Source organism: Caballeronia sp. AZ1_KS37, from assembly GCF_023631165.1.
Classification (GTDB): Bacteria; Pseudomonadota; Gammaproteobacteria; order Burkholderiales; family Burkholderiaceae; genus Caballeronia; species Caballeronia zhejiangensis.
This window is the reverse complement of the sequence record NZ_JALQDP010000038.1, coordinates 272,933-298,676: the sequence shown is the minus strand read 5'-3', so window position 1 is coordinate 298,676 and position 25,744 is coordinate 272,933. Positions and strand designations below refer to the sequence as shown.

The following is a 25,744-nucleotide window of genomic DNA, read 5'->3' as shown; positions in this document are numbered from 1 at the left end:
TCAGGGATACGGCGTAACGGGCGCAATGCCGACGAAGATCGCGCCCGATGCGTCGTAATTGCCTTCGCCGAGAAAGGCGTGTTGCGTGACGACGATCGAATCGCGTACCAGACGCTGCGTCCGGTTCTCGCGATAGATCGCGCCGATGCCCGCCATCTTGTACGCCTGCATCACGATATCGGCGCAGGTGTGGGCCGCGTGCGTCGCCGAAAGACGCAGCAAGTTTGCTTCGGCAGGCAACACCGGGTCGCCCGCGAGCACCGTGCGCCACGATGCTTCCGCGCACTCGAAGAAGAACGCCCGCGCGCTGCGCAGTTGTGCTTCCGCCTGCGCGAGCCCGGAACGATAGTAGGCGCGATCGGCGAGACGCGGCGCACCGGTCGTGGTTTTCGTCACGCCGGACATCCCCGCCAGCAGGTCGAGCGCCGCGCGCGCCAGGCCGATGTTCACTGCCGCATGCACCTGCGCCTGATACGCGACGGCGGGATACCGGTACAGCGGTTCATCGATCAGCGGCGTGCCGCCGCGCACGAAGGTCCATTGTTCCTCGACGTATTTGTCCTTCAGGCGCAGATCATGGCTGCCCGTGCCCTGCATGCCGACCACGTTCCAGTTATCGACGATCTCCACTTCGCTCGCCGGGAAAACCGCAGTAAAAGGCTTGCCGGCGTTCTTGTCGTCGGTGCCGGCCGGCGCCCCGCCGATTCCCACGCCGATCCAGTCCGCGCCCTTGCAGCCGCTCGCAAAGCGCCACTGTCCCGACACGAGGAATCCGCCGGGCGCGCGCTCGGCCTTTTGCAGCGGATACAAGCCGCCCGCGAAGACCTGATCGGGACCGGCCGCATAGATTCGCGCCTGGGTCTCCACAGGCAGTGAAGCCAGGTACGTGTTCGCGGAGCCGAACGCCGCGACCCAGGCGGCCGATCCGTCCGCGATCGCGATACGTTCGAGCATCTCGAGGAAGCGCGCGGGCGGCAGCGCATCGCCGCCGAAACGTTTGGGCGTGCTCGCGCGGAAAATCCCCGCGCGCTTCATCTTGCCGACCATATCGCGCGGCACGTGGGACAGGGCGTCGAACTCGTCGCGGCGGCGCTCGACTTCCTCGATCAGCGTATCGAGGTGCAGCGGTCCGGCGTACTCGGGATAGTCGTTTTGCGAATCGATGATGGCTTCGCTTCGAAGGGCTTGCATAGGTGATACCTCTCGGTCGATGTGTGTCGATGTCATTCGGGCTGACGGCGTGCAGCGGCGCGCATCGCTTTGGGATACGTCTCGCGTGCGAGCAGCGTGGCGACGACGGTGATCAGGCCGAGTACGCCCAGATAAATGGCGACCGGCACGGCGCTGTGATAGTGGGCGAGCAACGCGGTGGCGATCATCGGCGAGAGGCCGCCGCCGAGTACGGAAGAGACTTCCCGGCCAATGCCGAGTCCCGAGAAACGCAGGTGCACCGGCAACATCTCGCTGATGAACGCGGGCTGCGCGCCTTCGAGAATGCCAAGCGTGATGCTGTTCGCGAGGACGAGCGCCGCAACCACCTTCCAGTACTCGCCCGAGCCGAGCAGCGCGAAGTACGGCCACGCGACCAGCACGATGGCGATTGCGCCGGCGAGATACACCGGCTTGCGTCCGACCTTGTCGGTCACCCAGCCGAAGAAGAGCGAAACGGGGATCATCAGCAGCATCGAAATGCACAGGCCGCTCAGAACCCAACTCGACCTGATGCCCAGAAACTGCCCGTAGGCGATCGAAAATGCGAAGAAGAGGTAGGACGCCGCGCCCTCGCCGAAGCGCAGGCCGAACACGGTCAGCACTTCGCGCGGACATTGGCGCAGCACTTCGATGACAGGCATCCGGCTTTCGTGGCGCGTCGCCTTGACTTCGGCGAATGCGGCACTTTCTCCGACGGAGCGGCGCATCCACAAGCCGAGAAGAACGAGTGCGGCGCTCGCGAGAAACGGAAGGCGCCATCCCCAACTCTGGAAGTCGCCCGCCGGCAAGTTCTGCACCAGCAGGAACGCACCGGTGGACAGGACGAAGCCGAGTGCCGCGCCACACGGGCTCCACGCCGCGAGCGCGCCGCGCTTCGATTGCGGCGCGTTCTCGTGGATCAGCAGGATACTGCCGCTCCATTCGCCGCCGGCGGCCAGTCCCTGAAGAATGCGCAACAGAACGAGCATCACGGGCGCCGCAATGCCGACCTGCTGATAGGTCGGCAAAACGCCCATCAGGACCGTGGCGGTGCCCATCGTGAGAAGGGTCAGCATCATCACGACCTTGCGGCCGTAACGGTCGCCGATATGTCCGCATAGCACGCCGCCGATAGGTCGCGCGATGAAGCCGACCGTGAAGCCGCCGAATGCGGCGATGGTGCCCGTGAGCGGATCGGTGCCGACCGGAAAGAACAGCTTGCCGAAGACGAGCGCGGCGGCGGTGCCGTACAGAAAGAAGTCATACCACTCGAGGATCTGGCCGAGCACTGCCGTCGTGACTGCACGGCGCACGTTGCTTGGGCGACGAGCCGATCGGGTTTGAGCGAGCGCGCTCAGGTCGGAATTCAGAGCTTCAGGGTTCATGGTTGGGGAAGACATGAGGTGATGGTTCCCGCTTCCCTGATGCTCAAGAAGCGGTGCGAGTCGTATCGATGCGATGCGATGGGCCCACGATATGAGCCTCGATAATCGCGGTCAAATTCGAGACAAAAATGCGCGACATGAATCTGGTGCATGTGCCGTTGCATGTCGTACGGAATAGCCCTTGCCTCGCATGACATATCGATCGCGCTTATCGCCGGTCATGCTTTTGGCTTATTTGCCGCGTGAAACGAGCGGCCGCAGACTGCGTGGCGCATCGCATTCATCACCGCAATGAGCCTTCATTGCGTCAATCAACAGAACGACTCGCATGGAACACGCACGTATGAAACTCGCCTTGGGAACTTCTCTGGCGCTGCTTGCAGTTGCAGGCACGGCGCACGCACAAAGTGCGGTGACGCTGTACGGCATCGTCGACGATGGCTTCAACTGGACATCGAACGCCGGCGGCCACAATCTCTACAACCTGTCGAGCGGCGTCATGCAGGCCAGCCGCTGGGGATTGAGGGGCAGGGAAGAGCTTGGCGGCGGGCTTGCTGCGCTGTTCGTACTCGAGAACGGCTTCGACCTGAATAACGGCTCGCTTGCGCAGAAGAACCGCGGCAGCACGCAAGGTCTGATGTTCGGCCGGCAGGCGTACGTGGGCTTGTCCAGTGCTTACGGCACCGTGTTGCTCGGGCGGCAATACGATTCGGTCGTGGATTATGTGGGCCCGTTCGAGTCCGGTACCCAGTGGGCGGGATATATCGGCGCGCATCCAGGCGATCTGGATAACCTCAACAACGCGTATCGCGTGAACAACGCGATCAAGTTCGTCAGTAAGGCTTACTACGGCGTTACCTTCGGCGGCGTCTACAGTCTGGGCGGCGTCGCGGGTGCGGTCTCGCGCAACCAATTGTGGTCGCTCGGTGCGGGCTATGCGAACGGCCCGCTGACGTTGGGCGTCGGTTACCTGAACGCGCGCAATCCGAACGTCGGCTTCTTCGGCGACAACGGCGCAAGCACGCCGCCCGCTGCGAGCGCGAACTTCATCTCTTCGCCCGTCTATAGCGGCTATGCATCGGCTCGTACCTATCAGGTGGTCGCGGCAGGCGCTGCTTATGCATTCGGCGCGGCCACGGTGGGTGCAACGTATTCCAACGTGCAGTTCAAGAACCTCGGCGATACCGCGAACTCCGGTCCCAATCCGCGCGGCTATTCCGGCAATGCGAACTTCAATAACGTCGAAGTCAACTTCAGGTATCAGCTCACGCCGGCGCTCCTGCTCGGCGCGGCATTCGACTACACGAAGGGCGGCGACGTCGATTCGGCCACCGGCAACAATCCCGGCGCCAAGTATTACCAAGGCGCGCTCGGCGCCGATTACTTCCTGTCTAAGCGCACCGATGTCTATCTGATCGGCGTGTACCAGAAGGCATCCGGCATCGATTCCACCGGCACAGCGGCGGTTGCGGCGATCAACAACCTCACGCCGTCGACGAGCGATCGTCAAAGCACGGTCCGCGTGGGCATCCGCCACAAGTTTTGAAGCCAGCCGACATTCGCGCCGGGATGTCATCCATTTCACGGATGGCATCAACCACATTTGATCTATTTGACGGATATGCGGGTGCGGCCTAATTTGTCGTCGAGACGACGCGTGAGTCCGCGCGTGGTACCGCGGAACGGAAGACCTGTGTCGTACCCCCCCATACCTATGGAGACAACATCGTGAGCGTCAAAGTATTCGATACGAAGGAAGTTCAGGGCCTGCTTTCGGCCGCCGCCAATCTCGGCAGCGATAACGGCAATGCACGTGCGAAGCAGATCACGCATCGGCTGCTAAGCGACCTGTTCAAGGCCATCGACGACCTCGATATGACGCCCGATGAAATCTGGGCAGGCGTGAACTACTTCAACCGGCTCGGTCGCGACGGGGAAGCGGCCTTGCTCGCGGCGGGTCTCGGTCTCGAGAAGTTTCTCGACATTCGCATGGATGCGCAGGACCGTCACGCGGACATTCACGGCGGCACACCGCGTACCATCGAAGGTCCGCTGTATGTGGCGGGCGCACCGTTGCGCGATGGTGTGGCGAAGATCGACCTCAATCCGGACGATGACGCCGGGCCGCTTGTCATTCGCGGCACCGTAACCGGTCCCGACGGCAAGCCTGTCGCGGATGCCGTCGTGGAGTGCTGGCATGCAAACTCGAAAGGCTTCTACTCGCATTTCGATCCGACCGGCGCACAGAGTGACTTCAACTTGCGTGGCGCGGTGAGAACAGGACAAGACGGCAAGTACGAGTTCCGCACGCTCATGCCCGTAGGCTATGGATGCCCGCCTCACGGTTCGACGCAAGAATTGCTGAACGCGCTTGCACGGCATGGCAATCGTCCTGCACACGTTCATTTCTTCGTGACGAGCGATAACTTCCGCAAGCTGACCACGCAGATCAACATCGAGGGCGATCCGCTCATCTGGGATGACTTCGCGTATGCCACGCGCGAGGAATTGATTCCTCATGTCGTCGAAAAGAAGGGCGGCTTTGCGCTCGGTCTAAAGGCGGACGCTTACAAGGAAATTCAGTTCGATATCGCGCTGACTCGCCTCGTCGAAGGCAAGGACAATCAGCTTGTCAGTCGTCAGCGCACGGCGGTGACGGCTTAAGTCGGCGAAGCGGCTGACTCCGCTTCCATTTGCTGCGGCAGCGACGATGTTCATCGCGTTGGCGGCGATGGGGCGAGAGTGACGAATCACCTGATCGCGGGTGCTACGCTCTGCAGCAAAGCCTGAAGGTCGTCGATGTTGAAGGGCTTGGAAAGAATCGTTACACCGGCGTTTTTTGCTCGTTCGAACTCGTCGGCATAGCCGGTCATCAGCGCAATAGCCTGCTTCGGCCATTTCCGCCGCACTTTTTCCGCAACATCGATTCCGTTGTTGAGCCCAGGCATTTGAATGTCGGAGAGAATGAGATCGAACTTCGCGCCGTCCTCCAGCAGACCTAGCGCTGCATCTCCGGTGAGTTCGTGTCGGGATTGCCAGCCGAACACCTCCAGTACGGCCGAAAGTCCCGCGGCCACTTCCTCGTTGTCTTCGACCAGCAAAATGGAACCCTTGGTCGCCTCCGTCACGGTGACGGGTGGTGAGGGAGACACGGTCGTCGCTTTGGCTTTGGCTTCGGCCTGCCCGGAGCCACGGGGAAGAATGAGCGACACGGTCGTTCCTTTACCTTCCTCGCTCTCGATACGTGCTGTTCCGCGCGCCTGCTCGCACATCGCGATGACCTGCGCAAGGCCGAGCCCCGTGCCAGCGTTCGCGGCTTTGGTCGTAAAAAGCGGCTCGAATGCGCGTTGCATCACTGATGCCGGCATGCCGACGCCGGTATCGGAACAAGCGATGACAACATAGTCACCGGGCTTCAGGCTTCCTTTCGAAGTATCGAGCGTGATGTTCCTGGTGCGAATGGTAAAGTCGCCGCCGCCGGGCATTGCATCCCTGGCATTCACCGCAAGGTTTATCAGCGCCGATTGAAGTTCGGTTTGGTCAACGTAGATTGGCCAGATTTCGTCAGAAGACCTGATGTGAAAGCGGATGCGCTCATTGAGCGACATCTGAATCAGAGAGGCTTCCCGTTCGAGCCAATCTTTGACATCCACGAACTCCTCACGCAGCGGTTGCTTGCGAGCGACGCTGAGTAGCCGCCTTGCCAGGACCTCCGCCGAAGCGGAAGCCCGTTCCACTGCGATGACTTCTTTCTCCAGTCCGTTGAAGTGCTTGCGACGGGCCAGTTCCATGTTCGCCTTGACCACCATGAGGAGATTGTTGAAGTCATGCGCGACGTTTGCCACGAGATTGCCGAGTGCGCCCATACGCTTCATCTGACGGCTTGTTGCTTCCGCGGAAACGCGCATCCCGAACTCGGCTTTCCATCTGTCCCACGCCGTTCGTTCACGTTTCAGACGGCTCAAACTGAACACGACCAGAAACCAGATGCCTACGCATGGAACCAGCGTCGCGATGGCGATAAGACCGTCGTGTCGCAACCATCTGTATGTAACCGTCGAGACCGGGATTCCGGAGGTCACGTAAAGCGGGTATGAGCCGACCTCTCGATACACCAGGAGCTTCTCGACGCCGTCGAGCGTCGAGAAACCCTTGAGACGTCCGCTTTGCCGATTAGCCTGAATAGCTTCCAGCAAGGGTTGACTGCTTGTCGGTGCGCGTCGCGCTTTTGGCTCGGGAAATCGAACGAGCGTAGTACCGTCGCTTCGGAAAAGGCCCACCGTCAAAGCCCGGTCATGTGCGGTCAGCCGGTCGTAGAACGACGAGAAATAATCGCGTCGAAGGGATATGGCCAAGACACCGAGATACTGGCCACTCGAGTCGTATCGAGGGAACGTCACATCGAAAACGTCCCGAGCCGGGTCGGATATTTGTTCGGGCCGCAGCATGCCAACTGCCGCAGAAGCGGCATGGCGTGCAGACCAGATATCCGAGCGGTCTCCAATCGATTGAAGGCCGACCGGATAGGTGCTGCTGCTGGCAAGCAAATTTCCTTTCCGGCCAAAGACAGCAATCGAGAAAACCGATGGCACCCGCTCGGCGGTTTGCCTCAGAAAGCGATGAACAGATTGCTGTCGCGCGCGAAGTGGGACATCCCCGTCGTCACCGAGAAAGGCCATTATTCGAAGCGATACCTCCTGATTCACGTCGAGGACTTTTACGGCCTGCTCCTCGGCAACTCGCGAGAGTCTGTCGATTCCTTCAGTCGAATCCGCGATTCTGGTTTGAAAACCGAAATAACCGTACGTGGCGAGAAAAAGCAATGGTGTGATGATTGATGCTGCAAGCACGGCGAGCAGCATGCGCCGGGTCACGCCAAAGTCGCGTGGCGGAACGGGGATATCGAGCGCAGTGCTGTCCGGGACAGATGTTTCCTGATGGGCAATCATGGGACTTCGGGGCGGGGCGCGAAGGCGAAGTCTATTCAGATGTTCGTACGACGTCAAACTTACCGTTGGCGCGGCGGTCGTCGACGTGTTTAAGGGCCGGATAGATACGGCGTCATGGATTCTTTTGTTTGCTCGCACGATTTTCTTGAAGCCGTGCGTCTGTGTTTGGCGAGCGTTCGTATTGACTGATACGTCGGTAGATTTGTGGCCGACGCCGTAAAACTTACTTGAATCTGAACAAGATTGGAGAACTCCCATGCTTCATCAACTCGATGTCCGTAGAACCCTTGCGTTGTCGGTTTCCATCGCGACGTTGTTAGTTGCAAGCTCGGCAGTTGCAGGTGGTAATGGCAACGGTGGAAATGGCAGCGGCGGATCTCACGGTGCCGCCACGTCGGGCATGACGTATCACAGTGAGCCGGTATCGAGCCCTTGGAATCGAATTCCGGGGGACATGCCGAGAGAGGTAAGTTCGACGGATGCCAAAGCGCGTTCCACGTCGGCGGGTACGCCCGATATGTCGATGGCACCGGGAGAATAGGGTATCGGGTAATCGACTGGAAGAGGGCGGCGACGTTCTCGCGATGTGAATGTTTCGGATGCCGATTCAATTGCGCAGCAATCGACGACTTACCCGCACCGCATCCGACCGACGGCAAAGCCGGTCAACCCCGGCGCGGGCGAAGCCGACCTGGCAATGCGCGGCGCGACGCCGCCTCGCCAGTCGTACCTGTTCGCTTACTGGCTCGCACCCGCGGGTGCGTCGCTGGCGGCGGTCGCCGGGAAGCTGGCGGCAGCCGGCGCGGATGACCCTGCGCTGTCGCTTGCCGCGGTGCTTCCGCCGCTCGTATTGCGGTTGCAGCCCGACGTAAAGCAGACGGACGCCGTCACTGCGGCGATCAACATGGCCCTGATCGTGATGGTTCGGTTCATGGCGTGCTCCTCATGGACTTATCGAGTCAAATGGCGCTGCGTTTGACCGGCAGCGCCGATGTCAGTCGGGTGACTTCAGGCGGTCGCCTTCGCTTTGCGTGCCCGGCGGTGTTCCCGGCTTGGTAGCGGGACCGGCGTCCGGCGCGCGATCCTCGTTGGGGCCGCGCGGCGCCGGCTCCTTCGGGTTCGCCGGGATGTTCTCGGTGTGTCCCGGCACCGGCTGCCCTTCGATATGCTGCGGCGTCTGTTCGTCGGTCATGATTGCCTCGTCGATGCCTGATGGTTGTCCGGCTTGGGATCGGGTTCCGCCGTGGTATCGGTGCCGCTCTTGCCATTGCTGCGGTTGGTGATCTCGCCGGTTTCGTCGAGGACGTCGTCGAGATCGTCGTCGGCATCCTCGTCGGGAGCCGACAACCATTGAAGCAGCGGCAGACGCGCTGTGTACTGCGATGCAGGCAAGAAGAAGTGGGTCATGGTGATCGCTCGATTGGCTGAAGGTAGTGAGATCGAGCAAGCGTTATTCCATCAGCGTGACGAGCGCATGCATTGCCGACTCCGCACTCAGGCGCCGTTGCCATCGCTTCGCGCTGCGCCGCGCATCTCGTCCGCCGGACGCGGAAAGCCCGTGCGGTCAAGATAAAGCTGGGCGTAATGCTCCGAGCGTTCGCTGCGCTGCCGCGCCCGGTCATCGGACAGCGAAGTCACCGCGCGCGCATCGAGCGCGGTGACGCCCGCGACGTTGAGCAAGGCGCCGAGCGCACGCGTGTGCGCGCCTTGCCGGCGTTCGCGTGGCGCCGTCGCCACGGTCATCAGATCGAGCGCGTCGCCGCCGATGCGCGCCATCAGATACGGAGACGGATCGCGCGACGAAAGTATGCCGATGCCGCAGGCAATCTCTCTCAGCCCATACAGCCTGACGAGGCCAGGGCTGACGCGCAGGCCGGACATGCGTGCGACGGTACGGGGCGCAAGCAGTTGGGCGGTTCCCAATGCGAGACTGAAGAATGCGAGTCCACGGGCAAGCGAGTGGCCCTTCGCTTGCTGGTTGTCGGTCGCGGGATACTGGCTCATGGTGTGTTCCGGCTAGGTATGACGACTGGATGAACGAACATGTCGAAGCCTCCTGCAAGGCTTATTTCTTCGCTTCCTGACCGGATGCCGAGCGGTCCAGATATTCGGTCGAGATGGAAGGGATGTGTTCGAGCAGCCATTGCGCCATTGCCTGCTCCTGAGGCAGGATCCGTTCGCACGCGGCCCGGGTTTCGGCATCGCCGCAGCGCGTCGCTGCCGCAATCAGCGAGGTGTAGGACGCGATCTCCATGTTCTCGAACACATAGCTCATGATGGCGCCTTTCACGACTTCGTCGGTCATCGTCATGCCGCCCGCCGCTTGCGCGAAGGCCATCATCTTGGCGGCAAGATCCTTGACCGTCGATGTGCTGCCGCCGAGCCGCTCGATGCACGCGGCGACGATCTTCTGCTGGTCCAGCGTTTCTTCCAGATGCTGATCGATACGCGCCTTCAGTTGCGGATAGTGCTCGAGGCGCCCGGACTGCGCGCGCAGCATTTGCTCGGCTTGCTGTTCCATCGCGTGCGCGTCGCGAAGCCAGTCGAGCAGGTGTTCGGTCGGTTGAGCCATGGTGTCTCCCGGATCGATGTGAACGGATGAGCGAAGCAATCGCGCTTCGCGCTGCCCGATGACTCGCAATCGTCATGCCGCGCATGTTCGTGGCATGACGACGAATAGTTAGGATGCCCTTCGTACTGTTGCGACATGAAAATAAAGCGCGATACTTTAAGCGCGCCTTGAATGGCGCGTTATCTTCCGTGGCTTCAGCCCGCCGTTTTCAGGCGGGCCTTTTTTTTGCACAAAGTCGCATCGAGCGGGGCAGATGGATCGACCAGCCCGTGCCCGATGTGCGGGCGAGTCACGCGCTTCCCGAGCATCTCGGGTACGCTTCGTCCGCTGCCGAAAGAAGGCATGAACATCGCACGCACCAGGAGTTTTTCCCATGCTCGCCGCAATTGCTACATTGCTCGTTTTCCAGTGTCTCGGAGAAGGGCTTTCCTATCTCTTCAGCCTGCCGGTGCCCGGCCCGGTCATCGGCATGCTTCTGCTCGCCGGATACTGCGCATTGCGTCCGGCCGCCGCGGCCACGCTCGAACCCACGGCGCTCGAACTGCTCCGGCACCTGTCTCTGCTGTTCGTGCCGGCGGGCGTCGGCATCATGGTGTCGGCGCATGCGCTGCGCGGCGACGTGCTTGCCGTCGTGTTCTCCGTTGCAGTCAGTACCACACTCGCGATCGCCGTCACCGCGCTCGTCATGCGTGCGATGCTGCGCGGCCGCCGCCGCGTCGCCCATGAACACGGAGACCGCACATGATCCCGGTGCCGCACTTCGGAGCGATCTGGGTCTATCTGGCGGCCACGCCGCTGCTCGGCCTTACCATCACGCTGCTCGCGTACCTCATCGCGCAGCGCATCTACGCGGCGTGCCGCTTCAATCCGCTCGCCAATCCGGTGCTGATTTCGGTGGCCATCGTCGTCGTGGTGCTCAAGACGAGCGGCACGGCCTACGAAACGTATTTCGACGGCGCGCAGTTCGTGCATTTTCTGCTCGGGCCGGCCACGGTCGCGCTGGCGTTGCCGCTTTATCGGCAGTGGGCGAATCTGAAGCGGCTCGCGTGGCCGATTCTCGTGAGTCTCGCCGCCGGCTCGCTGACCGCGATCGTATCCGCCGTGTCCGTGGCGGCCTTGCTCGGGGCGTCGCGTCAGTCGATTGCATCGCTCGCGCCGAAGTCCGCGACGACGCCCATCGCGATGGCCGTGGCGAAGGAGATCGGCGGCGTGCCTTCGCTGACGGCGGTGCTCGTCATCACGACGGGCGTGTTCGGCGCCGTCACCGCGCGGGGTATCCTCAATGTGCTGCGCGTTTCCGACGTCGAGGCGCGCGGCTTCGCGCTCGGCGTGGCGTCGCATGGCATCGGCACGGCGCGCGCCTTTCAGGTCAGCGAAGAGATGGGCGCGTTCGCCGGCCTCGGCATGGGGCTGAACGGCGTGTTTACCGCGTTCGTCGTGCCCGTTCTGCTGCCTGTGTTGTCGAAGCTGCTGTGATGTCCGCGCGCCCGGCTTGAATGTCGCACGGAATAGCCATTGCTGGCGACGACGGCATGAGTCGCGCCCTCGCGACGTCACAACCGCCAAGGAACCTGTCCATGTCACAGCCTGCACTGTTCCAACCTGCGCGCTTGCGCAATCTGACCCTCGCCAATCGCATCGTGATCGCGCCGATGTGCCAGTACTCCGCCGAAGACGGCTGCATGAACGACTGGCATCTGATTCATCTCGGTCAGCTCGCGCTGTCCGGCGCGGCCTTGCTCACCATCGAAGCAACGGCCGTGCTGCCGGAGGGACGCATCACATATGCGGATGTCGGTCTCTGGAACGACGAAACCGAAGCGGCGCTGAAGCGCACGCTCGACGGCATCCGGCGATGGTCGGACATGCCGGTCGCGATCCAGTTGAGTCACGCGGGACGCAAGGCATCGACCGATGTGCCGTGGGAAGGCGGCGCCCAGATTCCAGCCGATCACGCGCATGGCTGGCAGACCGAAGCGCCTTCGAGCGTCGCCTATGAGGACGGCGAAGCGCCGCCGGTCGCGCTCGATGCGGCCGGACTCGCGCGCATCCGCGATGCGTTCACGGCGGCCGCCACGCGCGCGGCGCGTCTCGGCATCGATCTCGTTCAGATCCACGCGGCGCATGGCTACTTGCTGCATCAGTTCTTGTCGCCGTTGTCGAACCGGCGCGACGATGAATACGGCGGTTCGCTCGAGAACCGCATGCGTTTTCCGCTCGAAGTGTTCGACGCCGTGCGCGCCGCATTTCCCGCCGAGCGGCCGGTGACGATCCGCGTGTCCGGCACCGATTGGGTCGAAGGCGGCTGGGACATCGAGCAGACCGTCGCATTCGCCAAAGCGCTCGAAGCGCGCGGCTGCGATGCCGTTCACGTATCGAGCGGCGGGCTTCATCCGGCGCAGAAGATTCCGGTCGGGCCGAGCTATCAGGTGCCGCTCGCGCGCGCCGTGAAGCAGGCGGTCGGGATGCCGGTCATCGCGGTCGGGCTGATCACGGGCATCGAACAGGCGGAGGCCATCGTCGGAACCGGCGATGCCGACATGATCGCGCTCGCGCGCACGGCCCTGTACGACCCGCGCTGGCCGTGGCACGCCGCGGCGGAGCTGGGCGCACAGGTGCGCGCGCCGAAGCAGTATCTGCGCTCGCAGCCGCATCAGTACCGGCATCTCTTCGAAGAAGACTGATCGTGCGATGCGGTCGCGCGCTCGAAGGGAGCGACGCTTGCAAGCCGGTTCTCATGGCGGCGTTCGTTCGCCGCCCTTCGCGCCGGGCGCGAGCACGTTCGGCAACACCGGATTCTCGGGCTGCGTATAGCGCACCTGCACGAGACGGGTGATCGCAGCGAGGCTCTCCTCGGCGGAATCCCGATGTTCGCGCTCGACGGCGGCGGTTTCGTCGGCGAGTTCGGCGTCGCCGATTACATCGCGGAACCACGTCGAATAGTCGCCGCGCCGCAGATGAAAGAGCCATGTGTCTTCATCGACGCCATCGGCCAGTTCGAGGAAAAGCGTGAGGTTGTGCGCGCGCAGCTTGAGCCGATTCTCCGGCCCGCGAAAGTAGAAACTGCGCTCGGGGATAAGCATGCCCGCCGCATATTTGCGCACATGACGGCGACGCTGCGTTTTGGCCGGCTCCACGCGAACGATGCGCGGATCGCCCCAGGCGTCGCCGCTGAGCGGCTCGCGCCGCCAGACGAGCGCCTGACCGACTTCGGGCGCGTCCGATAGCCGGCGCGGCATCGCGATGCCCGCGGCGCGCGCGAACTCCTCGAGCGCTTCCCAGGCGCCGGGACCTGCGCCGATGAACACGTTGACGCGTTCGAGCACGCGCTGCGAGATCGCGTTCGGATGCACCGTCGCGAAAATGGCCGGGCCGAGTTGCTCCGGCAGGGTTTCGTCGGCGGCGTTCGCGGCGTTCGGGAAAAGCTGATGCGCCTCGTCGAACAATATCCAGTGCGGCCGCCCGTTGAGCGCGCGCGTCGATTGCAGCTCGGCGAGCAGTTCCGCGCAGTACGAAGGCCGCTCGGCGAACGCAACGTGCATCAGATTCGCGACGACAGGCTGGCGCGGCTGGCGCAGCAACTTCATGATGTCGTCGCCTTTGGGCGCGTGCTCCGCATTGCCGATGGCGAGCGTCTTTTCGAGGTTGTCGAAATCGCCTTCCGGATCGAGCGCGCAGAACTGATATCCCGCCGCGCACAGACGCTCCATGAGTCCGGTCAACAAGGTCGACTTGCCGCCGCCCGACTGCCCGGCGAGCAGCGCGACGGTGCCTTGCTGTTCGAGCGTTTCGGCGGTGTCTTCATCGCCGCCATCGCCGCTTACGGTGCGATGCCCGATCAGCAGGTTGTGCCGCGCGTCGCGTCGGCTCAGGTGTGCGAGGTCGTCGGCCAGAATCTTGTCGATGAGTTCCGCGACGCCCGCCCCGGCGACGCCTTGGAGACAGATATCCGCGTGCGCCTTCAGCACATCGAGCGCGTTGCCGACCGCGGCGCCGAACTCGCACGCGTCCAGCAGCGGATGATCGTTCTGCGCATCGCCGACGCCGACGGCATTGCGCGGCGAGAGCGCCATCGCATCGAGGGCGGCATCGAGCCCCGTCGCCTTGCTGATGCCGGGCGCGAGAATCATCACCGCGTCGCCGTTGAACACGACGTGCAGATCGAGGCCGAGTTCGCGGATCGCTTCGTGCGCCTGTTCGTCGTACGGGCGCGATGTGGCGACGAGCGTCTCGCTCACGCTCAGGTGCTTCACGCCGCGTTGCCGCATCGCTTCGACGAACGCGGCGGGCGGCGGCGGCGCGAGAAGCGTGCGTTCGCGCGTCGCCGGGTGATAGAGCACGCCGCCGTTCTCCGCGACCACATACGAAAACCGGTCGATGCCGTCGCACAGACTCAGCAGATCGTCGAGTTCGCGGCCGGTCACGAGCACCATATGGCGGCCGGATTCGCGCAGCCGGTCGACGGCGCGCCACGTCGCTTCATCGACGCGGCCATGCTGCGCCAGCGTGCCGTCGTAATCGCTTGCAACCACCATGCAGCGCATTCAAACCTCCGTCAATGTGAGCCGCGCGGTGCGCTCGCGCACGAGCCGCTCGTAGACCTCGACATAAGCACGCGCCATGCGCTCCGCCGTGAAAAACTGCTCGAAGCGCGCGCGGCATGCGCGCCGGTCGATCTCCGGCAATCGCGCGACGGCGTCGACCGCCTCGTCCTCGTCGCGCACGATGAACCCGCTCACGCCATGCTCGATGATCTCCGGCACCGAACCGCGCCCGAACGCGATGACCGGCGTGCCGCACGCCAGCGCTTCGATCATCGCGATGCCGAAGGGCTCCGGCCAGGCGATCGGAAAGAGCATCGCGCGGGCATGGCCGAGCAGTCCGCGCTTGCCGTGATCGTCGAGTTCGCCGACGAATTCGACGTGCGGCGCCTCGATGAGCGGTTCGACATCGCGAATGAAGTAGGGGCGATCCGCTTCGTCGATCTTCGCCGCGATCCTGAGCGGCACGTTCGCCCGCCGCGCGATGCGGATGGCCGCGTCCGGTCCCTTCGATGGCGCGATACGTCCGACGAACGCGAGATGCCGTTCCGCCCGCGCCTGAAACGGCAGCAACGCCGCGGGCATGCCGTGATGCACGGTCGCGGTCCAGCCGGCCCACGGCATCGGCTCGCGCTGCGCATCGGAGATGGACACGAGCGGCACATCGGCGAAACGCCGGTAAAGCGCGTCGAGGCCGGGCACGTCGAGCCGCCAGTGAAGCGTCGTAACGTGCGCGGCATCGAGCCGGCGCGCGTACGGAAAGCTCATGTAGTCCGTATGAAAATGCACGATGTCGAAATCGCCGGACGCGCGCACGACGTCCTCGAGCATCGCGAAGTGGAAGGCTTGCGGATCGGCGGTGTCTTCGAGCAGTCTCACGGCGCAGTCCGAACTCGCGACGAGCTTCGCGCGTGTGCGCGAGTCGGCGCTTGCAAAGAGCGTGACGTCGTGTCCCATCTTCACGAGTTCTTCCGTGAGCCAGGACACGACGCGCTCTATGCCGCCGTAACGTCGCGGCGGCACGCTCTCATAAAGAGTGGAAACCTGAGCGATGCGCATGGCCAGTTATGCGAGTGAATGCAACCGGAAACGGCAATCGTCATGCCTGCATCGGGTCGCCGGGTGCCCATTCCTCGCCGCCTCGCGCTGGATCCGCGAGCAGCGTGCGATAAATCGCGAGGTAATCGCGCGTCATGCGCTCGGCGCTGAAGCGCCGCTCGAAGCTGCGCCGGCAATCGTTGCGACGAATGGTGCCGAGTTTCTGCACTGCACGCGCGGCCTGTTCGACATCGTCGACGATGAAACCCGTCACGCCATGCTCGACGATCTCCGGCACCGCACCGCGCCGGAAAGCGATCGCGGGCGTGCCGGAAGCCATCGCCTCGATGAGCACGAGGCCGAAGGGCTCCTCCCAGCCGATCGGAAACATCAACGCACGCGCGTGGGAGAAGAGTTCGAGGCGCGTCTCGCCGCCCACTTCGCCGAGATATTCGACGAACGATTGCGAGGCCTCCAGCATCGGATAAATCTCTTCCCTGAACCACGCGCGTTCGCCGGGATGCACGGCCGCGGCGATCTTGAGTGGCAGCCCCGCGCGCCGCGCGATCTCGACGGCGCGCTCGATTCCCTTCTCGGGCATCATGCGGCCCACGAAAAGCAGATAGTCGCCGCCGTTCGGAGAGAAGCGCATGGCATCGAGCGGCAGGCCATGATGCACGGTGCCGATCCAGTTGGCGTGCGGTGTGTCCTTGCGCTGGCTGTCCGAGATGGAAACGAGCGGCGCATCGGGATAAGCCTCGTAGAGCGGACCGTGATCGGGCACGAGCAGTCGGCCGTGCACGGTCGTAAGCGACGGACACGACATATACCGCTGCAATGGCAGATGAAACGGCTCGCCGTGGAAGTGGACGAGGTCGAACTGCGCGGACCGGCGCACGACGGCGTCGAGCTGACGCAGATGATGGCTCGTCGTATCCCACACGCGTTCGTCACGCCAGAGTCCCACCGGATGTGTCGCGCGAAGGCGCGCCCGGGTCTTGGAGTCGCCCGCAGCGAACAATGTGACGTCGTGACCCCACGCGACGAGTTGTTCCGTCAGCGCGGAAACGACGCGTTCGGTCGCGCCATAGGCTTTGGGGGGAACACTTTCATAGAGCGGTGCAACTTGTGCGATCTTCATTTTGCGGTCCTTGCGGGCCGTTCGCTGCAAGCCCGATTGCTTGCGGATGACGGATAAGCTCGCCGAGCAATCGAAGGGCCACACGCGCGACGATCGCGGGTCGCGCTCGAAGCAGGCACGTCGCCGCCGCGATTCAGATCATTTGTCCTGGACGCCGGGCTTCGCCGGATGGCCGATTGCGCCGCCGGTGTGCTGATTGTCGTGGCCGGCGAGATATCGATCGATCAGCCGGCGCGCCTGCTCGACGCCGCCGCGCAGCGCTTCCGCGCTCGTCAGCCAGTTGGGTTCGACCGTCTCGACTTGAGGCAGAGCGACCGGCCGTCCGTTGCGGGTGACGCGCAGCTCGGGTGTCCAGTCGCCGGTTGGCGTTTGTTTCGTCGATACCTCGACGTCGTAGCCGCCAAGGGAAAAGGTCTCGGTTTTCATCGTCGGTCTTGTATCGGTTGGATCGGTTGTTTCGGGTGAACGAGGTCGCAGCAGCAGGCCCTATGCCCGACAGGCATCGAATCTGCTGTAAGCACGCATCGCATCGTGCACGACGCACGCAGCAGCGGCCTCAGGAGAAGAGTCAATGTCCGAATCGCAAGCAGGCGCCGAGTCGCCCCACCTCGACCACGATCAGCGCGAGCAAGCCGCGGATCATTCGACGCCGCATGCGCTCGTCATCCACGAAATCGTGCGCGAAGAGGGCGAAACCGCGATGGAGCGCACGGCCTCGGCGCTCATATGGTCCGGGCTCGCGGCCGGTCTTTCGATGGGTTTCTCCTTTCTCGTTCAGGCGATCTTGCAAAGCGAGCTGCCTGCATCCAAATCGCAGCATCTGATTGCAAGCCTGGGATATACGATCGGCTTCGTGTTCGTCATCCTCGGGCGTCAGCAGCTTTTCACCGAGAGCACGCTGACAGCGGTGCTGCCCGTGCTCACGCGGCGTGACTTGCGCACAGTGGGTAAAACGCTGCGCCTATGGTCGATCGTGTTGTTGTCCAATCTCGTCGGAACGGCCGTATTCGCCGCGCTTCTGCAGTTCAAGGACGTGTTCGATCCCGACGTCAACGCGGCGCTCGCGGAGGTCGCGCGTGCGCCTTTCAGCGCCGGCTTCGGCGTCACACTGGTACGCGCCGTCTTCGCCGGCTGGCTGATCGCGCTGATGGTCTGGCTCTTGCCGAGCGCGCGGTCCGCGCGCCTGCTCACCATCCTGCTCGTGACTTACACCGTCGGCGTGAGCAAGCTGACGCACGTCATCGCCAGTTCGGCCGAGGCCGCGTATGCCGTGATGACGCACGCCGCGAGCATCGGCGATTACTTCGGCGTGTTCCTGCTGCCGACGCTTCTCGGGAACATGATCGGCGGGATATCGATGGTCGCGATCGTCAACCATGCGGCCATCGCGCCGGAAATCGGCGACACGCAGTAACGCGGACTCTGTCGGCCCGGAGCCGTGGACCGCTGCACCGTCAGCGGGATTTATCGCACACGGCTGGGTCATTGCTGAACCGGCGTGGATCACGCCCGGTCGCCGCTAGTCGCGACGCTGATGCCAAATCGTTGATTTAACGGCGGAATCTGTCACTGGCACGGACAGTGCATTGTGCGTTCAACTTGTATTCAAGATTGAACTCATGAACGCGACCGCATCTGCCGACGATCACGCACCGCTCACCGTTCGCGCACTTCTCGATGCGTACGCGCGCGGCGATACCGACCCGCAGCGAATCGCCGTAGCGACGCTTGCTCGCATCGAAGCGAGTGATCGCCCGGAAGCATGGACGCTCGTCGTTCCGGCAGCGGATCTGCAAACGACGGCAGCGTCGCTTGCACGCGAGCTCGCCGAAGCCGGACCCGCGATCTTCGAGCGCAAGCCTTTATTCGGCGTGCCGTTCGCGGTGAAGGACAACATCGACATTGCGGGCTTGCCGACGACCGCCGCATGTCCGGCGTTCGCCTATACGCCCGGCGAAACGGCGTTCGCCGTGCAGCGCTTGATCGATGCGGGCGCGATGCTCATCGGCAAGACGAATCTCGATCAGTTCGCGACCGGGCTCGTCGGCACGCGCTCGCCGCATGGCGCCGTGCAACAAGTTAGTCATCCGGAATATGTGTCGGGCGGATCGAGTTCCGGTTCGGCGGTGACGGTGGCGCAGGGCATCGTCGCGTTTTCGCTCGGCACCGATACCGCAGGTTCGGGCCGCGTGCCGGCGGGTTTCAACGGCATCGTCGGAATGAAGCCGTCGCTGGGGCTCGTCAGCAAGCGCGGGGTCGTGCCCGCGTGCAAGAGTCTCGATACGCTATCGATCTTCGCGCACGACGTCGCCGATGCCTGGATCGTGCTGCAGCAGATGGTCACTTTCGATGCGCTCGACGGATATTCGCGCCGCGTCGCAGCGCTCGGCTTGCTGCCGGATGCGCCGCGCGTCGCGATTCCCGACACGCTGGAATTCTTCGGCGACACGCACGCGGCCGACGCCTTCGCGGCGACGCTGGATCGTCTGCAACTCGAACCCGCGACGTTTCCCTTCGCGCCGATGCAACGCGCGGCCGCGTTGCTGTACGACGGTCCGTGGGTCGCGGAACGCCGCGCGGCGCTGGGCGATTTCTTCGTCACGAACCGCGATGACATCGATCCGACCGTAGCGAAAGTGATCGGCAAGGCCGACGCATTCTCCGCCGCCGACGCATTCAACGCGCAATACGAACTCACGCTGCTGAAGCGGGAGGCGGAAGCGTTGTTCAAAACGTTCGACATCCTGATCGTTCCCACGACGCCGACGCATCCGACCATCGCGCAAGTGCAGGCGAACCCGGTGGAAGTGAACAGCCGTCTCGGCGTCTATACGAACTTCGTCAATCTGCTCGACCTGTGCGCGCTCGCCGTGCCGGGACCGCCGCGCGCCGATGGCTTGCCCGCGGGCATCACGCTCATTGGGCCAGCGGGCGCGGATCGGAGACTCGCGGCAATGGGCGCGAAGATTCAGGCACTTTCCGATGCCAGCATCGATCCGCTGCCGATCCAGGAGCCAAGCATCGAGCTCGCCGTAGTCGGCGCACATCTGCGCGGCATGCCGCTCGAATGGCAGATGAAGCAGGCGGGCGCGCGGTTCATCGAAGAAACGATGACGTCGCCGCACTACACGCTCTACGCATTAGCCGATACGCAGCCGCCGAAGCCCGGACTCGTGCGCACCGAAAACGAGGGTGCCGCGATCGCCATCGAGATATGGGAGATGCCTATGCGGACCTTCGGCGCATTCGTCGCGGCGATTCCCGCGCCGCTCGGTATCGGCACGGTCACGACCGCCGATGGCCGCATCGTCAAAGGCTTCATCTGCGAACCGGCCGCCGTCGCGCCGGACAGCGGCGCACGCGACATCACTTCCTTCGGCGGCTGGCGCGCGTATCGGCACAGCCTCGTCTCTTCATCCAGCGATCAACTCAAACAGGAAGCTACATCATGACCAATCGCCGCCAGTTCATCCAAGGCGCGGGCGCGCTCGCGCTCGGCAGCGCGCTGCCCTTCGATCTCGCCTTCGGCGCAAGCAATCTCACCGTCGGCGTGATCTATGTCGGCGCGAAGGGCGATTACGGCTATAACCAGGCGCAGGCTCAGGCCGCCGCGATCATCAAGAAGATGCCGGGCGTGAAGGTGGTCGAGGAAGAGAACGTGCCCGAGACCGTGGCCGTGCAAAAGACGATGGAAGCGATGATCGAACAGGACGGCGCGACGCTCATCTTCGCGACTTCGTTCGGCTATTTCGATCCGCATGTGCTGAAGATGGCCGCGAAGTATCCGAAGGTCCGCTTCGCGCATTGCGGCGGTTTGTGGAAGCAGGGCAATCCGCCGAATATCGCGAGCTACTTCGGCTATATCGATGAATGTCAGTACCTCAACGGCGTCGTCGCGGGACACGCGAGCAAGAGCAAGAAGCTCGGTTTCGTCGCCGCCAAGCCGATTCCACAAGTGCTGCGCAATATCAATGCATTCACGCTCGGCGCGCAATCGGTGGATCCGTCTATCACCACGCACGTCATCTTCACCGGCGACTGGTCGATGCCGGTCAAGGAAGCCGAAGCGGCCAACAGTCTCGTCGATCAGGGATGCGATGTGCTGACCTGTCACGTCGACGGTCCGAAGGTCGTCATCGAAACGGCGGAGAAGCGCGGCGCGATGAGTTGCGGCTATCACGCGAGTCAGGCCGCGCTTGCGCCGAAGGGTTATCTGACGGGCGCGGAGTGGGATTGGGCGACGCCTTTCAAGGAACTCGTCACGGATGCGCAGACCAGCAAGCCGCAGCCCAACATTCTGCGCGGCGGCCTGAAGGAAGGCTTCGTGAAGATGTCGCCCTACGGCGCGAAAGTCACGGCCGATGCGAAGTCCAATGCCGACGCCATCAAGACGAAGATGGCCGCGGGCGATTACGTGATCTTCAAAGGCCCGATGAAGGACAACAAGGGCGGCAGTGCCATCGCATCGGGCACGGCTTACGCGCAGACGGATATCAAGCTGGAAAGCATGAACTATCTCGTCGCGGGCGTCGTCGGGCAGATCTGATTCATTCCTTCGCGGAGCCGGCATGCGTTCCTATCCTCTGTTACCGCGCGTGGCGCTGGGCGCATTGCCCGCTTTGCCGACGTTGTGCGCGCTCATCGGCACGCTGGTGCTGTTCTCGCTATTCCTGCTCGTGCAGGGCCAGCCCGCCAACGATGCGCTCGTGCTGATCGCGCAAGGCGCATTCGGCTCGTCGTTCGCGTGGCAGAGCACGTTGCTGCGCGCCGCGCCGCTGATGCTCACCGCGTTGTGCGTCGCGTTGCCTGCGCAGGTCGGGCTGATCGTGATCGGTGGCGAAGGCGCGCTCGCGCTCGGCGGACTCGCATCGGCGGTCGTGGCGACGGTCGTGCCTGCCGCGATGCCGTGGTTCGTCGTCGCTCCGTTGATGGCGCTCGCCGGCATGATCGCGGGCGGCGTGTGGATCGGCGCGGTCGGCGCAATGCGGCAACTGCGCGGCGTCAACGAGACGATCAGCAGTCTGTTGATGTCGTATATCGCGATTGCATTGTTCAAGCATCTCGTCGAAGGACCGTTGCGCGATCCCGCGAGTCTCAACAAGCCTTCGACGCTGCCCGTTCCCGACGCGTTCTCGATCGGTTCGTTGCCGGGTCTCGATGTGCATTGGGGCTTGTTCTGGGGGGCGCTCGCGTGCGTCGCGGCATGGGTCTTCGTGCGCCACAGCACCAAAGGCTTCGCGATGCGCATCGCGGGCGGCAACAACCATGCGGCGAAGCTCGTCGGGCTGCCGGTGAACAAGCTCGCGATCGCGGCCTGCGCGATGGGCGGCGCGGCGGCCGGTCTCGCGGGCATGTTCGAAGTCGCGGCGGTGCAGGGCAGCGCGAACGCATCGCTGCTGGCGGGTTACGGCTATGCGGGGATTCTCGTGGCGTTCGCGGCGCGTCAGAACCCGTTGGCGATCATTCTGTGCGCGGTGCTCGTCGGCGGTATCGAAGCGAGCGGCTCGCTTCTGCAACGCCGCCTGGGTCTGCCCGATGCTACCACGCTCGTCCTGCAAGGTCTGCTCTTTGCCAACCTGCTCGCGTGGGAAGCGATGGGCAGTCGTCTCGCGGCGTGGCGCATCAGGCTGCAGGCGATGACCGTCGCGCGCTCGTCGGTTCGACTGGAGGGCACTCATGTTTGATGCACATTCACCCGTCGCGGTGCTGCTGCTGTCGTTGTTCGCGGGCGCCATCCGCGTGAGCACGCCTTATTTGTTCGTGAGCATCGGCGAATGTCTGACGGAGAAGGGCGGGCGCGTCAATCTCGGCCTCGAAGGCATTCTCGTATCCGGCGCGATGACCGGTTATGCGGCCGCGTATCTGTCCGGCTCGCCGTGGCTCGGCGTGCTCGCGGCCGGCTGCGCGGGGTTGCTGCTCGGCTGCCTGCACGGTCTCGTGTGCTCGTTGCCGCGCGTGTCGGACATCGCGTTCGGCATCGCGCTGATGCTGGTCGGCACCGGCCTGGCGTTCTATCTCGGCAAGCCGTTCATCGAGCCGCAAGCGCCGATGTTGTCATCGATCGATCTCGGTGCTTGGGCATCGTCGCCGCAGTTGCATAACGCGTTGCATGTCAATCCGCTCTTCATCATCGGCGTCGCGCTGGCGTTCGCGTTGCAATGGGGCTTGCGACATACGCGTTGGGGCATGGCTTTGCGTCTCGTCGGCGAGAACGCGGAAAGCGCCCGCGCGATGGGTTATCCGATCACGCGCGTTCGCATTCTCGCGACGACGGTCGGCGGCTTCTTCGCGGGCGTAGGCGGCGCGTATCTGTCGCTGGTGTATCCGGGAAGCTGGAACGAAGGCTTGTCGAGCGGACAAGGCCTGATGGCCGTCGCGCTCGTCATCTTCGCGCGCTGGCAGCCGTTGCGATGCCTGTGGGCCGCGCTGATCTTCGGCGCAGCGGGCGCGCTCGGACCCGCGTTGCAGGCCATCGGCGTGACGAGCGGTTACTACCTTTTCAATGCGGCGCCTTACGTCCTCACGCTCGTCATCATGATCGTCAATTGCCGTCCCGACCGCACGCTCGCGGGTGCGCCCGGCGAACTGAGTCTCACGCGTTGAACCCTATTTTCATGGAGTCGAACACATGAGCCGCTTCATCGAAGCACGTCCCTATCCGTGGCCCTACGACGGCAATCTGCGGCCGGAGAACACCGCGCTCGTCATCATCGACATGCAGACGGACTTTTGCGGCATCGGCGGTTATGTCGACAAGATGGGCTATGACCTCTCGATGACGCGCGCGCCCATCGAACCGATCAGGAACGTACTCACGCTGATGCGCGAGCAAGGCTTCACGATCATTCATACGCGCGAAGGGCACCGGCCCGATCTGTCGGATTTGCCCGCCAACAAGCGATGGAGAAGCCGTCGCGCGGGCACGAACGGCATCGGCATCGGCGATGAAGGACCCTGCGGCAAGATACTCGTGCGCGGCGAACCGGGCTGGGAAATCATCGATGAACTGAAGCCGATCGAAGGCGAGATCGTCATCGACAAGCCAGGCAAAGGCTCGTTCTGCGCAACGGACCTCGAAATGGTATTGCGCACGCGCGGCATCGTGAATCTGGTGCTCACGGGCATCACGACCGATGTCTGCGTTCACACGACGATGCGCGAAGCGAACGATCGCGGCTTCGAATGCACCATTCTCGCGGATTGTTGCGGCGCGACCGATCAGGGCAATCACGACGCCGCGCTCAACATGGTGCTGATGCAGGGCGGCGTATTCGGCACGGTGTCGGATTCGAAGGCTTTGCTCGCGACGCTGGGACGCTGACCATGAACGCACCGACCAAAGCGATGAGCGTGGAAGTGCTCGGCGCGACGAAGCGTTTCGGCGCTTTCACCGCGCTCGACGACGTGACGCTCAAAGTGCGCGCGGGCACCGTGCATGCGCTGCTCGGCGAAAACGGCGCGGGCAAGAGTACGCTCGTGAAAGGGCTCGTCGGTTATGGCGTGCTCGATCACGGCGAGATCATCGCGGATGCGCGGCAGGTGAGAATCGCGTCGCCGCGCGATGCGCAGGCGCTCGGCATCGGCATGGTGTATCAGCATTTCACGCTGGCGGCGGGCTTGTCGGTCGAAGAGAATTTGCTGCTCGCGCGCGGGCGATTGCCGTGGAAGATCGACTGGCCGAAGGAACGTGCCGCGCTCGATGCCTTCATGCGTTCGATGCCCTTTCGTCTGCCTCTCGATGCGCCCGTCGCCGGTCTCGCCGCAGGAGAAAAGCAGAAGCTCGAGATTCTGAAACAGCTTTATTTGCAGCAGCGTTTCCTCATTCTCGATGAACCCACGTCCGTGCTCACGCCGCAGGAAGCAGACGAAGTGCTCGGCCTGATGCGCGATCTCGCCACGCGCGGCGAGCTGACCGTGTTGATGATCACGCACAAGTTCCGCGAAGTGATGGCGTATGCCGACGACGTGACCGTGTTGCGTAAGGGCAGGCTCGTCGGGACGAGCGCGGTCGCGGATACGAGCCGCGACAAGCTCGCCGCGTGGATGGTGGGCGGTGAATCCGCGAAGCAGGACGATCCCAAACTCGCCGGAATGCAGCCCGGACGCAAGCCGCTCGATGCGGCTTCGCCCGTGCGTCTCGCGCTGTCCAGTCTCAACGTCGTCGATGATCGTGGACATCGGGCGGTGCGCGACGTTTCGCTCAGCGTGAAGTCGGGCGAGATACTCGGCATCGCGGGCGTATCGGGCAACGGGCAGAAGGAACTGATCGAAGCGCTCGTCGGCCAGCGCCGCGTGCAAAGCGGTGAAATGCGCATGCATGGCGAGCCATACCGCGCGACGCGTGAAGAGATGACGCGGCTGCGCGTATTTGCGCTCCCCGAAGAACCGCTGCGCAATGCGTGCGTCGCGAACATGAGCATCGCGGACAACCTCGCCTTGCGCGACTTCGACCGTGCGCCGATGAAGCGTCACGGCTGGCGTCTCGATCGCCGTGCGATGCGCGAACGCGCCGAACGTCTCATCGCCGAGTTCAACGTGAAACCGCCGGTGCCGGCGCGCGCCATCGGCACGTTGTCGGGCGGCAACGTGCAGCGCGCCGTGCTCGCGCGCGAGCTCGGGCAAGCGGTGGATGTGCTGATCGTCGCGAATCCCGTATTCGGACTCGACTTCGCATCGGTCGCGGACATCCACGCGCGCATTCTCGCCGCACGCGATGCAGGCGCCGCAGTGCTGCTCGTCAGCGAAGACCTCGATGAACTGCTGGAACTGGCGGATCGCATCGCGGTGATCGCGGAAGGGCGGCTGGTACACGAAACGGCTGCGAGCGGCGCGGATCGCGTCGCGTTGGGAAGACACATGGCGGGTCATGTCGAAAGCGCCACGCGCGCTGCGTCGGAGCCGCTCGCCGTTCACGCATAAAGGAGCAA

General features: G+C 63.6%; 24 protein-coding genes. 13 read left to right on the top strand and 11 right to left on the bottom strand.

Going from position 1 to position 25,744, the window contains the following annotated elements; translation table 11 throughout:
- Positions 1-1,191 carry an acyl-CoA dehydrogenase family protein gene (locus NCS00_RS27035; RefSeq protein WP_250441463.1) on the bottom strand — a complete coding sequence of 397 codons (1,191 nt, stop codon included), beginning with the start codon at positions 1,189-1,191 and terminating at the stop codon, positions 1-3.
- Between the two features lie 32 nt (positions 1,192-1,223).
- Complete coding sequence (locus tag NCS00_RS27030; RefSeq protein ID WP_175981704.1) at positions 1,224-2,576, bottom strand: MFS transporter; 1,353 nt, start codon at positions 2,574-2,576, stop codon at positions 1,224-1,226.
- Positions 2,577-2,919: 343 nt separating this feature from the next.
- On the opposite strand from NCS00_RS27030, the gene NCS00_RS27025 reads away from it, so the two are divergent.
- Together NCS00_RS27025 and catA are read left to right on the top strand one after the other, a co-directional pair.
- Complete coding sequence (locus NCS00_RS27025) at positions 2,920-4,122, top strand: porin (RefSeq protein ID WP_008346709.1); 1,203 nt, start codon at positions 2,920-2,922, stop codon at positions 4,120-4,122.
- A 182-nt stretch (positions 4,123-4,304) separates the two neighbouring features.
- Positions 4,305-5,240 carry a catechol 1,2-dioxygenase gene (gene catA / locus NCS00_RS27020; protein ID WP_175981631.1) on the top strand — a complete coding sequence of 312 codons (936 nt, stop codon included), beginning with the start codon at positions 4,305-4,307 and terminating at the stop codon, positions 5,238-5,240.
- Between the two features lie 86 nt (positions 5,241-5,326).
- Here catA and NCS00_RS27015 read toward each other — a convergent pair whose 3' ends face one another.
- A complete protein-coding gene (locus NCS00_RS27015; protein WP_008346705.1) occupies positions 5,327-7,525 on the bottom strand; it encodes a hybrid sensor histidine kinase/response regulator in 2,199 nt (732 codons plus the stop codon).
- Positions 7,526-8,111: 586 nt separating this feature from the next.
- Here NCS00_RS27015 and NCS00_RS27010 point away from each other — a divergent pair.
- Entirely contained in the window at positions 8,112-8,504 is a 393-nt protein-coding gene (locus NCS00_RS27010; protein WP_250441462.1) for a hypothetical protein, read from the top strand.
- Between the two features lie 15 nt (positions 8,505-8,519).
- Here NCS00_RS27010 and NCS00_RS27005 read toward each other — a convergent pair whose 3' ends face one another.
- The 4 genes from NCS00_RS27005 to NCS00_RS26990 form a co-directional block, all read right to left on the bottom strand.
- Positions 8,520-8,717 (bottom strand): hypothetical protein, encoded by a 198-nt coding sequence (locus tag NCS00_RS27005; protein ID WP_008346702.1) that lies wholly within the window; start codon positions 8,715-8,717, stop codon positions 8,520-8,522.
- A complete protein-coding gene (locus tag NCS00_RS27000; RefSeq protein ID WP_008346700.1) occupies positions 8,714-8,932 on the bottom strand; it encodes a hypothetical protein in 219 nt (72 codons plus the stop codon). Before NCS00_RS27000 ends, NCS00_RS27005 begins: the two co-directional genes overlap by 4 nt.
- 87 nt (positions 8,933-9,019) lie before the next feature.
- Positions 9,020-9,529, bottom strand: a complete 510-nt coding sequence (locus NCS00_RS26995) for a hypothetical protein (RefSeq protein WP_008346698.1) — start codon at positions 9,527-9,529, stop codon at positions 9,020-9,022.
- 61 nt (positions 9,530-9,590) lie between these two features.
- On the bottom strand, positions 9,591-10,097 hold the full coding sequence (locus tag NCS00_RS26990) for a ferritin-like domain-containing protein (RefSeq protein WP_008346696.1): 507 nt from the start codon (positions 10,095-10,097) through the stop codon (positions 9,591-9,593).
- A gap of 373 nt (positions 10,098-10,470) precedes the next feature.
- Between NCS00_RS26990 and NCS00_RS26985 the strand changes: the two genes are divergently transcribed.
- The 3 genes from NCS00_RS26985 to NCS00_RS26975 all read left to right on the top strand — a co-directional run bounded on the left by NCS00_RS26985 (position 10,471) and on the right by NCS00_RS26975 (position 12,781).
- The gene (locus NCS00_RS26985; protein WP_008346694.1) at positions 10,471-10,842 is read left to right on the top strand and encodes a CidA/LrgA family protein; all 372 of its coding nucleotides are present in this window, start codon (positions 10,471-10,473) and stop codon (positions 10,840-10,842) included.
- Complete coding sequence (locus NCS00_RS26980) at positions 10,839-11,573, top strand: LrgB family protein (protein ID WP_008346692.1); 735 nt, start codon at positions 10,839-10,841, stop codon at positions 11,571-11,573. The genes NCS00_RS26985 and NCS00_RS26980 overlap by 4 nt, the downstream gene beginning before the upstream one ends.
- A 101-nt stretch (positions 11,574-11,674) precedes the next feature.
- Positions 11,675-12,781 carry an NADH:flavin oxidoreductase/NADH oxidase gene (locus NCS00_RS26975; protein ID WP_250441461.1) on the top strand — a complete coding sequence of 369 codons (1,107 nt, stop codon included), beginning with the start codon at positions 11,675-11,677 and terminating at the stop codon, positions 12,779-12,781.
- A 51-nt stretch (positions 12,782-12,832) separates the two neighbouring features.
- Here the strand turns inward: NCS00_RS26975 and NCS00_RS26970 are convergent, their stop codons facing one another.
- The 4 genes from NCS00_RS26970 to NCS00_RS26955 form a co-directional block, all read right to left on the bottom strand.
- Entirely contained in the window at positions 12,833-14,641 is a 1,809-nt protein-coding gene (locus tag NCS00_RS26970; protein ID WP_250441460.1) for an HAD-IIB family hydrolase, read from the bottom strand.
- Positions 14,642-15,697, bottom strand: a complete 1,056-nt coding sequence (locus NCS00_RS26965) for a glycosyltransferase family 4 protein (RefSeq protein WP_250441459.1) — start codon at positions 15,695-15,697, stop codon at positions 14,642-14,644.
- 40 nt (positions 15,698-15,737) lie between these two features.
- Positions 15,738-16,817, bottom strand: coding sequence for a glycosyltransferase family 4 protein (locus tag NCS00_RS26960; protein WP_175981644.1), 1,080 nt, complete (start codon positions 16,815-16,817; stop codon positions 15,738-15,740).
- Between the two features lie 138 nt (positions 16,818-16,955).
- Positions 16,956-17,243: a DUF6566 family protein gene (locus NCS00_RS26955; protein WP_175981646.1), complete on the bottom strand. Its 288-nt coding sequence runs from the start codon at positions 17,241-17,243 to the stop codon at positions 16,956-16,958.
- 145 nt (positions 17,244-17,388) lie between these two features.
- On the opposite strand from NCS00_RS26955, the gene NCS00_RS26950 reads away from it, so the two are divergent.
- From NCS00_RS26950 to NCS00_RS26920, 7 genes are all read left to right on the top strand, one after another.
- Positions 17,389-18,231, top strand: a complete 843-nt coding sequence (locus tag NCS00_RS26950) for a formate/nitrite transporter family protein (protein ID WP_008346682.1) — start codon at positions 17,389-17,391, stop codon at positions 18,229-18,231.
- 205 nt (positions 18,232-18,436) lie between these two features.
- Entirely contained in the window at positions 18,437-20,269 is a 1,833-nt protein-coding gene (atzF, locus tag NCS00_RS26945) for an allophanate hydrolase (RefSeq protein ID WP_250441458.1), read from the top strand.
- Entirely contained in the window at positions 20,266-21,363 is a 1,098-nt protein-coding gene (locus NCS00_RS26940; protein WP_250441457.1) for a BMP family ABC transporter substrate-binding protein, read from the top strand. The genes atzF and NCS00_RS26940 overlap by 4 nt, the downstream gene beginning before the upstream one ends.
- 22 nt (positions 21,364-21,385) lie before the next feature.
- Complete coding sequence (locus NCS00_RS26935; protein WP_250441456.1) at positions 21,386-22,501, top strand: ABC transporter permease; 1,116 nt, start codon at positions 21,386-21,388, stop codon at positions 22,499-22,501.
- A complete protein-coding gene (locus NCS00_RS26930) occupies positions 22,494-23,420 on the top strand; it encodes an ABC transporter permease (protein ID WP_008346674.1) in 927 nt (308 codons plus the stop codon). The genes NCS00_RS26935 and NCS00_RS26930 overlap by 8 nt, the downstream gene beginning before the upstream one ends.
- Positions 23,421-23,445: 25 nt before the next feature.
- Positions 23,446-24,138, top strand: a complete 693-nt coding sequence (gene biuH / locus NCS00_RS26925) for a biuret amidohydrolase (RefSeq protein WP_008346673.1) — start codon at positions 23,446-23,448, stop codon at positions 24,136-24,138.
- Positions 24,139-24,140: 2 nt separating this feature from the next.
- The gene (locus tag NCS00_RS26920; protein WP_250441455.1) at positions 24,141-25,736 is read left to right on the top strand and encodes an ABC transporter ATP-binding protein; all 1,596 of its coding nucleotides are present in this window, start codon (positions 24,141-24,143) and stop codon (positions 25,734-25,736) included.
- Positions 25,737-25,744 lie beyond the last annotated feature (8 nt).

Excerpts from the sequence above, each read along its gene's own strand:
- NCS00_RS27025 (WP_008346709.1), top strand. The coding sequence starts at position 2,920 with ATGAAACTCGCCTTGGGAACTTCTCTGGCGCTGCTTGCAGTTGCAGGC.
- NCS00_RS27035 (WP_250441463.1), bottom strand. The coding sequence starts at position 1,191 with ATGCAAGCCCTTCGAAGCGAAGCCATCATCGATTCGCAAAACGACTAT.
- NCS00_RS26980 (WP_008346692.1), top strand. The coding sequence starts at position 10,839 with ATGATCCCGGTGCCGCACTTCGGAGCGATCTGGGTCTATCTGGCGGCC.
- NCS00_RS26990 (WP_008346696.1), bottom strand. The coding sequence starts at position 10,097 with ATGGCTCAACCGACCGAACACCTGCTCGACTGGCTTCGCGACGCGCAC.
- atzF (WP_250441458.1), top strand. The coding sequence starts at position 18,437 with ATGAACGCGACCGCATCTGCCGACGATCACGCACCGCTCACCGTTCGC.
- NCS00_RS27005 (WP_008346702.1), bottom strand. The coding sequence starts at position 8,717 with ATGACCGACGAACAGACGCCGCAGCATATCGAAGGGCAGCCGGTGCCG.
- NCS00_RS27015 (WP_008346705.1), bottom strand. The coding sequence starts at position 7,525 with ATGATTGCCCATCAGGAAACATCTGTCCCGGACAGCACTGCGCTCGAT.
- NCS00_RS26965 (WP_250441459.1), bottom strand. The coding sequence starts at position 15,697 with ATGCGCATCGCTCAGGTTTCCACTCTTTATGAGAGCGTGCCGCCGCGA.
- biuH (WP_008346673.1), top strand. The coding sequence starts at position 23,446 with ATGAGCCGCTTCATCGAAGCACGTCCCTATCCGTGGCCCTACGACGGC.
- NCS00_RS26995 (WP_008346698.1), bottom strand. The coding sequence starts at position 9,529 with ATGAGCCAGTATCCCGCGACCGACAACCAGCAAGCGAAGGGCCACTCG.
- NCS00_RS26950 (WP_008346682.1), top strand. The coding sequence starts at position 17,389 with ATGTCCGAATCGCAAGCAGGCGCCGAGTCGCCCCACCTCGACCACGAT.
- NCS00_RS26935 (WP_250441456.1), top strand. The coding sequence starts at position 21,386 with ATGCGTTCCTATCCTCTGTTACCGCGCGTGGCGCTGGGCGCATTGCCC.
- NCS00_RS26975 (WP_250441461.1), top strand. The coding sequence starts at position 11,675 with ATGTCACAGCCTGCACTGTTCCAACCTGCGCGCTTGCGCAATCTGACC.
- NCS00_RS27030 (WP_175981704.1), bottom strand. The coding sequence starts at position 2,576 with ATGAACCCTGAAGCTCTGAATTCCGACCTGAGCGCGCTCGCTCAAACC.
- NCS00_RS26960 (WP_175981644.1), bottom strand. The coding sequence starts at position 16,817 with ATGAAGATCGCACAAGTTGCACCGCTCTATGAAAGTGTTCCCCCCAAA.
- NCS00_RS27000 (WP_008346700.1), bottom strand. The coding sequence starts at position 8,932 with ATGACCCACTTCTTCTTGCCTGCATCGCAGTACACAGCGCGTCTGCCG.
- NCS00_RS26985 (WP_008346694.1), top strand. The coding sequence starts at position 10,471 with ATGCTCGCCGCAATTGCTACATTGCTCGTTTTCCAGTGTCTCGGAGAA.
- NCS00_RS26920 (WP_250441455.1), top strand. The coding sequence starts at position 24,141 with ATGAACGCACCGACCAAAGCGATGAGCGTGGAAGTGCTCGGCGCGACG.
- NCS00_RS26940 (WP_250441457.1), top strand. The coding sequence starts at position 20,266 with ATGACCAATCGCCGCCAGTTCATCCAAGGCGCGGGCGCGCTCGCGCTC.
- NCS00_RS26930 (WP_008346674.1), top strand. The coding sequence starts at position 22,494 with ATGTTTGATGCACATTCACCCGTCGCGGTGCTGCTGCTGTCGTTGTTC.
- NCS00_RS26970 (WP_250441460.1), bottom strand. The coding sequence starts at position 14,641 with ATGCGCTGCATGGTGGTTGCAAGCGATTACGACGGCACGCTGGCGCAG.
- NCS00_RS26955 (WP_175981646.1), bottom strand. The coding sequence starts at position 17,243 with ATGAAAACCGAGACCTTTTCCCTTGGCGGCTACGACGTCGAGGTATCG.